This window comes from Microbacterium sp. B24 (genome assembly GCF_000333415.1).
GTDB lineage: Bacteria > Actinomycetota > Actinomycetes > Actinomycetales > Microbacteriaceae > Microbacterium.
Genome location: NZ_BADB01000217.1, coordinates 1 through 8,974, shown reverse-complemented (window position 1 = coordinate 8,974; position 8,974 = coordinate 1). Strand labels below are relative to the sequence as shown.

Below are 8,974 nucleotides of genomic sequence, written 5' to 3'. Positions count from 1 at the left end.
ATTCGAGCTCGGTCCCGGGGATCCTCTAGAGTCCGCGACGAACGCGGAATCCTTCGGCAGCTGGTTGGCGACGGGAGCGGGCACGACATCCCTGGCCTGCTCGACGGCGACGGGCGACGCGGGCGCGGCGTGGGGCGTGACGTCGAGCGCCGACGCGTCCTCGGTGGCCACCGACTCGAACACGGCCCGCGCGGCGCGGCGCAGACGCCGGCGGGAGGCCTCGTCGGGCTGTGCTCCGACGGCGGTCTCAGCGACGATCGCCGCGGCGACGTCGGCGACGACCGACTCGGCGAGGGAAGGCTCAGCGAGGGAAGGCTCAGCGGGCGCGGACTCGACGGGCGCCACGGGCTGCGCCGCCTCGGCGACGACGGCGGGAGCGCCGAGGGGAACAGTCTCCGCCGGCGCCGCCGCGGCAGCCTGAGCCGCCAGGCGCCGGTACTCGGCGCGGGTCAGTGCACCCGGCCCGGTCGGCGCTGCGGCCGGCTCGGGTCGTCGGCTGGCTCGCCGCAAGGGCGTGGCATCGGCCGCGGGGGTGTCGGGGGTCAAATCACACAGGCTCTCGTCGGGCCGCACGGAAGGGGGGTTCCGCACGACGACGTACTACGGGCTTCGGATCGCTTCGCCGTTCGGGCCGGCAAAGATAACGATCGGGTAAACACTACATCGTGGTCGCTGGGAATGCCATGGACACACGGTCCACGTTCCTATCAAACCGTGGACGCCTCACATCTGCAGAAGCTCGCGCATCTGCGTGAACAGCTCCGGGCCGGCCGCGATCGTCATCTCCGCCCCCGGCGCATCACCGGGACGTCCGCCGACGACGCCGCCCGCCTCCGTGACCAGCAGGGCTCCCGCCGCGTGATCCCACGGCTTGAGCCCGCGCTCGAAGTACCCGTCCAGCCGCCCGGCGGCGACGTACGCCAGATCGAGGGAGGCGGCGCCGGCGCGACGCAGGTCGCGGGCGAGCACCATCATCCGGCGCACGCGTGCCAGGTCGCCGTCGTGGGTGGCGGGGTCGTATCCGAAGCCGGTCGCGAGCAGGGCCCCGGCATCCGTCACCGTCGATACGCGCAGAGGCTGATCGCCGAGCCAGGCGCCCCCGCCGCGGTGCGCGTGGAAGAGCTCGTCGACGGCGGGGCTGTAGACGGCCGCGGCCTGCGCGACCCACGTCTCGGGCCGCGCCTCGCCGGTCACCGCGGCGATGCTGACGGCGTACTGCGGAATGCCGTAGGCGTAGTTGACGGTGCCGTCGATGGGGTCGACCACCCAGGTGACACCGCTCGTGCCGGGCTGCGGATCGGACTCCTCACCGAGGAAGCCATCGTCGGGGCGGGCCGCGGCCAGCCGGTCGCGGATGAGCTGCTCGACCTCGCGGTCGGCCTCGGTCACGATGTCGGCGAGGGTGGACTTCGTCGCCGCCACCGCGACGCCCTCAGCCCGCCGACGCCGCGCGAGCGCGCCCGCCTCCCGTGCGATGTCGACGGCGATCTTCTCCCACTGCGCGGCATCCACCATGCCTCCACGCTACGCGCACTAGCGTGGCCTCATGAGCGCGCACTACGACGTCGTGATCGTCGGCGGTGGCCACAATGCCCTCACCGCCGCCGCTTATCTGGCCCAGGCACGCAAGCGCGTCGTCGTGCTCGAACGGCAGGACCGGGTCGGCGGCGCGGCGGTGTCGGAGCAGCCCTGGGCGGGCGTCGACGCGCGCCTGTCGCGCTACTCGTACCTCGTGAGTCTGCTTCCCCGCACGATCATCGACGACCTCGATCTGCGGCTCGACCTCCGGCGGCGCCGTTACTCGTCGTACACCCCCGACCCCGCCGACCCCTCCCGCGGCATCCTCGTCGACAATGCGGATGCCGCGGCCACCACCGCGAGCTTCATCCGCACGACCGGTGACCTGCGCGAGGCGGAGCGCTTCGAGACGTTCACCGACCGTCTCCTCCCCCTCGCCGCGACGGTCTTCCCCTCGGTGACGGCACCCCTGCGCCGCGCCAGCGAGATGCGGGCGGATATGGCGGACACGGCGCTCTGGGACGCGCTGACCACACGGCCTCTGGGTGACCTGCTGCGCGAGGGGCTGGGCACCGACATCGCGCGCGGCATCGCCCTCACCGACGGTCTCATCGGCACGTTCTCCTGGGCCGACGATCCCTCACTGCGCCAGAACCGCTGCTTCCTCTACCACGTGATCGGCGGCGGCACCGGCGACTGGGATGTTCCGGTGGGCGGCATGGGCCGGGTGAGCGCCGCACTCGAGAACGCGGCCCGTCGGGCGGGTGCCGAGGTTCGCGTCAACGCGACGGTGACCGCGATCGACCCCAGGGGAACCGTGACGCTGAGGACGGGCGAGCAGATCACCGCGCGTCTCGTGCTGAGCGGCGTCGGCCCGAGCGTGCTCGATCGCCTGATCTCGGCGGCGCCCGCGCCCGACGCGGACACGGCCCCGGAGGGCGCACAGCTCAAGGTCAACATGCTGCTGTCACGGCTGCCGCGGCTGCGCGACACGACGGTGTCGCCCGAAGCGGCGTTCGCCGGGACGTTCCACGTCAACGAGACGATGACCCAGCTCGATGACGCGCACGCCGCCGCGGTGGCCGGCGGCATCCCGCAGCCTCTTCCCGCCGAGATCTACTGCCACTCCCTCACCGATCCGTCGATTCTCGGACCGGCTCTGCAGCAGTCGGGCGCGCAGACGCTCACCCTGTTCGGACTGCAGGTTCCACACCGATTGGCTGCCGGTGTCACGAGCGCCGACTACCGGCCGACGCTCGTGGATGCCGCGACCCGCTCGCTCGATGCGGTTCTAGCCGAACCACTCGCCGACTGCCTGTTCATCGCGCCCGACGGCTCGCCGTGCATCGAAGCACGGACCACGACCGACCTGGAGGGGTCGCTCGGCATGACAGCCGGCGACATCTTCCACGGGCCGCTGTCGTGGCCGTGGGCGGGCGACGACGAGCCGCTCGAATCGGCCGCCGAGCGTTGGGGCGTGGCGACGGCACACGAACGGGTACTGCTGTGCGGGTCGGGCGCGCGTCGCGGCGGCGCCGTCAGCGGGATCGGCGGCCACAACGCCGCGATGGCGGCGCTGGAGCTTCTCGACTGACGCTCAGCTGTGCGGCTGCGGCGGCAGCGGCGGGGCGGGCGGGTAACCGTCGTGTCCGTGCGGGGCCGGAGCCGCCGGCGCGCTCGGCGCGTCGGTGAACCAGAAGCGCGCTCCGGCCGAGGGGTGACCCGTGTAGTAGGCATTCCAGTCCGGCGAGCCGTCGGGAAACACCGGCAGCGGGGTGACGCCGTCGGCGAAGGTGGGCCACGGCACGGATGCCGCCGGGGCGGGGGTCGGAGTCGGTGCGGACGGCTGTACGGGAGCGGCGGCGGGCTGCGGGGGCGCGGCGGGCGCGGGAGCAGGCGCCGCGGGCGGTGCTGCCGAAAGCAGAGCCGCGCCGTAGGGGGCCGAACCGTAGGGAGCCGCTGTGTAGGGTGCCGCGCCGTAAGGGGCCGCGATGTGCGGACGCGGACGCTTCGGCGCGAACAGCGCATTCACGAGCGGCAGGAGCGCGGTGCCGACGGCGGACAGGATCGCGAGGGCGACGACCACGCGCCAGTAGAGAGGACGGTAGGTGACGAACTCATCGGTCATCAGCGGCAGCACGAGCATGACCATGAGGATGACGACGAGCCCGATGGTCACGTAGGTGACGATCGAGGTGAAGGTCGTCTGGTGCCGCTGGAACGCTTTGAGGAAGAGTCGGGCGTGCAGAAGAGCCCCCTGGACGATGAGCGCGATGACGATGAACTTGAACACGCGCTCGGCGCCGGCGCCGAAGTAGCCGCTGGTCGGCATCCAGATGAGGAACGCTCCCACCAGCAGGATGAGCACCCACGAGATCATGCTCGTCAGCGCGAGCCAGGTGGGCCGGTTCTGCGCCATGTTCGACTCGGCGATCGAGACGCCGGCGAAGCCGGCCAGCAGGAGGATCGTCAGGAACGCCTTACCCACGATGCCGTTCGAGTCGCCGATCAGCACCCACACCACGCACACGAGGGCGGCGGCGATCAGGGCGCCGATCGCGACCCAGATCGTCGCTCGCAGGATCTTGTTCGACTGCGGTGAACTCGTCGGTTCGGTCATGTCTCTCCCCTTCGTCGGGCATCCAGCCGTGCACCCATCCTGTCACGCGGGTGCGACGGCGCGAGAGGTCTCGCTCCGCACGCGGGAAAGCGAAAGGCCCCGCGCGTGCGGGGCCTTTCGGTGGGTGGCGAGTGAGGGATTCGAACCCCCGAAGTCGAAGACGGCTGATTTACAGTCAGATCCCTTTGGCCGCTTGGGTAACTCGCCGAGTGCGCACCCGCCCGGCTTTTGCAGTCGACCGGAGGCGCGATCAACCATCTTACCCGGCCGCACGCGTTCCGAAAAACCACGGGCCGCATCGCGCGCGTCAGAGCGGGGCCACGACCCGCTCCACGAAGGCCTCCACGCGGTGGCGCGTCCCGTCGATACGGCGATCGACGCTGGCACGCACTTCGCTCGGCGCGAGCGGCGCCGCGAGGCGGACGTTCTCGTGACAGCCCAGATCTGCGCAGATGTAGGTGCCGACGCTGTCGCCGCGCTGCCCGGCATCCCCCGCCCGTCGCGCAGTGAACAGCGCCACCTGGTTGCCGGGCTGCATCGTGTGGCAGAGGTTGCACATCGCGGCGCGCGGACGGGACCCGGATGCCGCGCGCAGCACGATCCCGGTGGGCACACCGTCGCGCTCGACGATCATGTAGCCCCGACCTCGGAAGTCCGGATCGGACCACGCGAGGAAATCGAGGTGATCCCAGTCGGCGAGCACGAGGGAGAGCGGAAGCCCCACGCGGTCCAGCTCGTCGGGTGTCGCGTTGACGAGGGCGGCGCGCACCTGGTTCTCCGTGAGCGGCTGCATCCGTCCAGTCTACGAACCGGTCCGCCGCGCCGGGCCGGTCAGCCCGCGTACGTGTCGTTGGCCCGCGTGAGGGCGCGCTCGATCTCCTCAGCGGGTCGGCATCCCGCGATCGCGAAGCACAGCAGCTGCAGAGGGTAGGTCGCCGCCGTGACACGTGCGCGGTGTGTGACTTCGGGCGGCACGATCTGCGCCACGAGATCCCACCCGTGCCACGTCGCGAGCGCCGCCACATCTTTCGCCTCGTCGTCGGCGGCAGCGAGATCCCAGTCGATCAGACCCGAGACGGTGGAGGCGACGCCACCGGTCCACAGCACGTTGCTGCCGGCCAGGTCGCCATGCGTCAGCACGTCGCCCTGCGGCGCGAGCCCGACGAACGCCTCGGCCGCGCGGCGAGCGCGCTCACGGGCCGTCGGAGCGAGCATCGTGACGGCCTCGCCGGTCATGAGACGCAGACCCTCCTCGCCGCCGAAGAAGGTGTGTCGATGGGCCAGGTGCCTTCGCAGCGGCGCGAGGTCGGACTCGCGAAGGGTGTCGAGGAGGCGTCGAAGCTCGACGGGGTCGCCGCTGCCGCTCGGATGCGGCTCGCCGTCGACGCGCTCCTGCGCGATCGCGACCACGCCACCCGCGGCACGGTCATCGATCGCCGGGCCCGCGGAGCGCGGCACCGCGAAAGGCAGTGCCGGCAACGCGTCGACGAGCCGCTGGGCCCGGAGGGCCTCGGATGCCGCATCCGCGCTGCGCGCCACTCGCACCGCCACGCTCCCCGCGAGCACGACGAGGTTCGCCGAACCGTGCTCCACGCGCCGCCAGCCACCGCGCAGCACCCGCTCCCCTGCGGCGCCCAGCGCGCGGGCGACGGCGTCGTCGACGACGTCATCCGCGGGAGCGACGAAGCCGGTGTACACGGTTCGACCCTACGGGCTCGCGAGCGCGCGCGATTAGACTGCCACGCATGGCTGACTCCTCTTTCGACATCGTCTCCAAGATCGACCGCCAGGAAGCGGACAACGCGCTCAACCAGGCCCGCAAGGAGGTCGAGCAGCGCTACGACTTCAAGGGGACCGACGCGTCGATCGACTGGAGCGGCGAGGCGATCCTCATCAAGGCCAACAGCGAAGAGCGGGCGAAGGCGGTGCTCGACGTGTTCCAGTCGAAGCTGATCAAGCGCGGCATCTCGCTGAAGTCGCTCGAGTCGGGTGAGCCGCAGGCCTCGGGCAAGGAGTACCGCATCACGTCGACGCTCAAAGAGGGGATCTCCTCCGAGAACGCGAAGAAGATCACCAAGCTCATCCGCGACGAAGGCCCCAAGTCGGTCAAGGCGCAGATCCAGGGCGACGAGCTGCGCGTGCAGTCGAAGTCGCGCGACGACCTGCAGGAGGTTCAGCGCATGCTCAAGGCCGCCGACCTCGACGTCGACCTCCAGTTCGTCAACTACCGGTAAGGCACGCGGGCGGGCGGCACTCACCTGACTCATCACCGCTTCGCATAGATTCCGGGGATGATCGCGCCCCATCGTCGGCCGCCCCTCGTCGCCGCTGCGACGGCCGCCGCCGCCTTGCTGTGCCTTGCCGGCTGCAGCACACCCGCAGCATCCGCGGCGCCCGCGGCATCCACCCCGACCGCAGCAGCCACCCCGACCGCGACGCCCTCGTCGACACCGACACCGACACCCACTCCGGCGCCGACGCCCACGCCGGCCGTGTGGACGGTCCATACGACGCCCTCACCGGATGCGAACTGCACGGGGCCCGGCCGCGAGGCGGCGCGTGACGGCGTGCTGCACGTGTACGTCAGCATCGCGGCGCAGCACCTCTGGGAGTGCTCGGGCGAGAATCTGCTGATGGACTCGGCGGTGACCACCGGCGCCTCCGGTTTCGACCCGGACTACGCGACGCCGACCGGAACGTTAGCGATCAGTCGCATGACCCGCGACACCGAGCTGGTCGGCCACGACCGCCACGGCTCGTGGGACGACCACGTCGCGTACTGGATGCCCTTCGACGACGGCGACGTCGGCTTCCACGACGCCTCGTGGCAGACCTTCCCCTTCGGCACCGACGGCTACCTGCAGAACGGCTCGCACGGCTGCGTCCACATGCCCACCGACGCGATCGCGCACCTCTACAAGGATGTCGAGGTCGGCACGCGCGTCACGGTGCGCTGACCCGCGGCGCCAGCCGCTCAGCCGCGACCGAGACCGGGCACCAGCACCGGGGTGCGCTTCTTGTACTCCTGATAGGCCGGCTCGTCACCCCAGCGCGCGTCGGCGCGCTTCTCCAGCATCGGGATGCCGCTCACCCGCGTCAGCAGAAGGATCACGAACAGCGGCGAGATCACGGTGACCCACTGCCAGCCCACCGCCGCCGGCAGCGCGACGATCGCGACGCCGACCCAGACGAGGATCTCGCCGAAGTAGTTCGGATGCCGCGACCACGCCCAGACGCCCGAATCGATGAAGCGCCCCTTGTTGGCGGCATCCTTGCGGAACGCCGCCTTCTGCCCGTCGGCGACGACCTCGATGACCAGGCCCACGAGCCACACCACGGCACCGATGACGATCCAGACGTCGAGCCCACCCGCGGCGGTAGCGGTGATGCCGACCCACGCGGCCGACGACGTGACGGCGACCCACAGACCCTGGATGATCCAGACCCGCAGGAACGCCAATGGGTTGATCTTGATGTCATCGAAGCGGCCGTCCGCGCCCTGCGCGTGCACCCGCACGTACAGGAACACGGACAGCCGCACTCCCCACACGACGATCATGACGGCCAGCACCCACGCCCGCACCGAGGCCGGCGCGACGGCCGCGAGCAAGACGATCGCGACCAGTGCGAACGTCAGGCCGCCCGTGAGATCGAAGAACTTCTCGGTACGCAGCAGCGCCGCCGGAATGTAGGCGACGACCTGGATCGCGAATGCCACGACGACCGCGAGCGCGAACAGCGGGATGCCGCCCCACGATGCGCCGGCGCTTCCGCCGGCGACGGCGAGTGCTGCGCCGATGCCGAACGCGACGAGGATGGTGACGAGGATGGCGCCCGGGCGCTGTGACATGGGAGTTCTCCGGTTGAGGGGCGTAGGGCGGGTCAGAGGTAGAGGGCGTCGATGGTGCCCGACTCGCGGTCGAGCAGCTGACGACGCCGGATCTTCAGCGTCGGCGTCACGATCTCGCGATCCTCGGCATCCGCGAAGACGAGCGCGAACCGTCGCACCTGCTCGCTGCGCGAGACCAGCGCGTTGGCTTCGTCGACGGCCCGCTGCACCTCTGCGCGGAGGTCGGGGTCATCCAGCGCCACGGCGCTGCCGCGTGCGGCGGTGACCGCATCCTGGTCGAGCACGATGAGTGCGGTCAGATACGGCCGCCCCTCCCCCACGGTCACCGCCGAGGAGATGACGGGGTGCTCTTCGATCGCCGCTTCCCACCGCGCGGGGGCGACGGTCTTGCCACCCGACGTCGTGACGACGTCCTTGACGCGTCCCTCCAGCACGAGACGGCCGCGCTCGTCGAGCCTGCCGAGATCACCGGTGCGGAAGAAGCCGTCGACGAAGGCGTCACGGTCGTCGTCCGCGTTGCGATAGCCGGCGAACACACCGACGCCCTTCGCGAGCACCTCGCCGTCGTCGGCGATGCGCACGGTCGAGCCGGGAAGCGGCACCCCGACGGTGCCCGAGCGGATGCGACCGGGCAGGTTGCCGGTGAGAGGCGCGGTCGTCTCGGTCAGCCCGTACCCCAACGTCGGTGTCCTCGCCGGCTACCCCGTCGTGGGCGTCAAGGCGATCCTGCTCGACGGCGCGTCGCACGACGTCGACTCGTCCGAGATGGCGTTCAAGATCGCCGGCTCCATGGGCTTCAAGGAGGCCATCCGCAAGGCGAACCCCGCCATCCTCGAGCCGCTCATGGCGGTCGAGGTGCGCACGCCCGAGGAGTACATGGGCGACGTCATCGGCGACCTGAACTCGCGTCGTGGCCAGATCCAGTCGATGGAGGACGGGTCGGGCATCAAGATCGTGCGCGCCCTCGTCCCGCTGTCGGAGATGTC

General features: G+C 70.8%; 10 protein-coding genes, 1 tRNA gene and 2 pseudogenes. 4 read left to right on the top strand and 9 right to left on the bottom strand.

Annotated elements, in window-relative coordinates; translation table 11 throughout:
• Together I5I_RS05710 and I5I_RS05705 are read right to left on the bottom strand one after the other, a co-directional pair.
• A pseudogene (locus I5I_RS05710) lies at positions 1-546 on the bottom strand (M23 family metallopeptidase); the annotation flags it as partial.
• Positions 547-723: 177 nt separating this feature from the next.
• On the bottom strand, positions 724-1,512 hold the full coding sequence (locus I5I_RS05705; RefSeq protein WP_083867951.1) for an inositol monophosphatase family protein: 789 nt from the start codon (positions 1,510-1,512) through the stop codon (positions 724-726).
• Between the two features lie 34 nt (positions 1,513-1,546).
• Here I5I_RS05705 and I5I_RS05700 point away from each other — a divergent pair, with 34 nt between their 5' ends.
• A complete protein-coding gene (locus I5I_RS05700) occupies positions 1,547-3,112 on the top strand; it encodes a phytoene desaturase family protein (protein ID WP_036317495.1) in 1,566 nt (521 codons plus the stop codon).
• 3 nt (positions 3,113-3,115) lie between these two features.
• Here the strand turns inward: I5I_RS05700 and I5I_RS05695 are convergent, their stop codons facing one another.
• From I5I_RS05695 to I5I_RS05680, 4 genes are all read right to left on the bottom strand, one after another.
• On the bottom strand, positions 3,116-4,138 hold the full coding sequence (locus I5I_RS05695; RefSeq protein WP_036317494.1) for a hypothetical protein: 1,023 nt from the start codon (positions 4,136-4,138) through the stop codon (positions 3,116-3,118).
• Positions 4,139-4,263: 125 nt separating this feature from the next.
• Positions 4,264-4,345: transfer RNA gene (locus I5I_RS05690), tRNA-Tyr, on the bottom strand.
• Positions 4,346-4,445: 100 nt separating this feature from the next.
• Positions 4,446-4,931: an FBP domain-containing protein gene (locus tag I5I_RS05685; RefSeq protein ID WP_036317493.1), complete on the bottom strand. Its 486-nt coding sequence runs from the start codon at positions 4,929-4,931 to the stop codon at positions 4,446-4,448.
• A gap of 38 nt (positions 4,932-4,969) precedes the next feature.
• Complete coding sequence (locus I5I_RS05680) at positions 4,970-5,836, bottom strand: phosphotransferase (RefSeq protein WP_036317492.1); 867 nt, start codon at positions 5,834-5,836, stop codon at positions 4,970-4,972.
• Positions 5,837-5,883: 47 nt separating this feature from the next.
• On the opposite strand from I5I_RS05680, the gene I5I_RS05675 reads away from it, so the two are divergent.
• Positions 5,884-6,372 (top strand): YajQ family cyclic di-GMP-binding protein, encoded by a 489-nt coding sequence (locus I5I_RS05675; protein ID WP_005049876.1) that lies wholly within the window; start codon positions 5,884-5,886, stop codon positions 6,370-6,372.
• A 32-nt stretch (positions 6,373-6,404) separates the two neighbouring features.
• On the opposite strand, the gene I5I_RS17265 is transcribed toward I5I_RS05675, so the two are convergent.
• Positions 6,405-6,674 carry a hypothetical protein gene (locus tag I5I_RS17265; RefSeq protein ID WP_036317491.1) on the bottom strand — a complete coding sequence of 90 codons (270 nt, stop codon included), beginning with the start codon at positions 6,672-6,674 and terminating at the stop codon, positions 6,405-6,407.
• Positions 6,675-6,705: 31 nt separating this feature from the next.
• Between I5I_RS17265 and I5I_RS17260 the strand changes: the two genes are divergently transcribed.
• The gene (locus I5I_RS17260; RefSeq protein ID WP_051039497.1) at positions 6,706-7,095 is read left to right on the top strand and encodes a L,D-transpeptidase; all 390 of its coding nucleotides are present in this window, start codon (positions 6,706-6,708) and stop codon (positions 7,093-7,095) included.
• Positions 7,096-7,112: 17 nt separating this feature from the next.
• Here I5I_RS17260 and I5I_RS05660 read toward each other — a convergent pair whose 3' ends face one another.
• Together I5I_RS05660 and I5I_RS05655 are read right to left on the bottom strand one after the other, a co-directional pair.
• Positions 7,113-7,988, bottom strand: coding sequence for a DUF1295 domain-containing protein (locus I5I_RS05660; RefSeq protein WP_036317490.1), 876 nt, complete (start codon positions 7,986-7,988; stop codon positions 7,113-7,115).
• 32 nt (positions 7,989-8,020) lie between these two features.
• Positions 8,021-8,668, bottom strand: a complete 648-nt coding sequence (locus tag I5I_RS05655; protein WP_306305728.1) for an AMP-binding protein — start codon at positions 8,666-8,668, stop codon at positions 8,021-8,023.
• Between the two features lies 1 nt (position 8,669).
• On the opposite strand from I5I_RS05655, the pseudogene fusA reads away from it, so the two are divergent.
• A pseudogene (fusA, locus tag I5I_RS05650) lies at positions 8,670-8,974 on the top strand (elongation factor G); the annotation flags it as partial.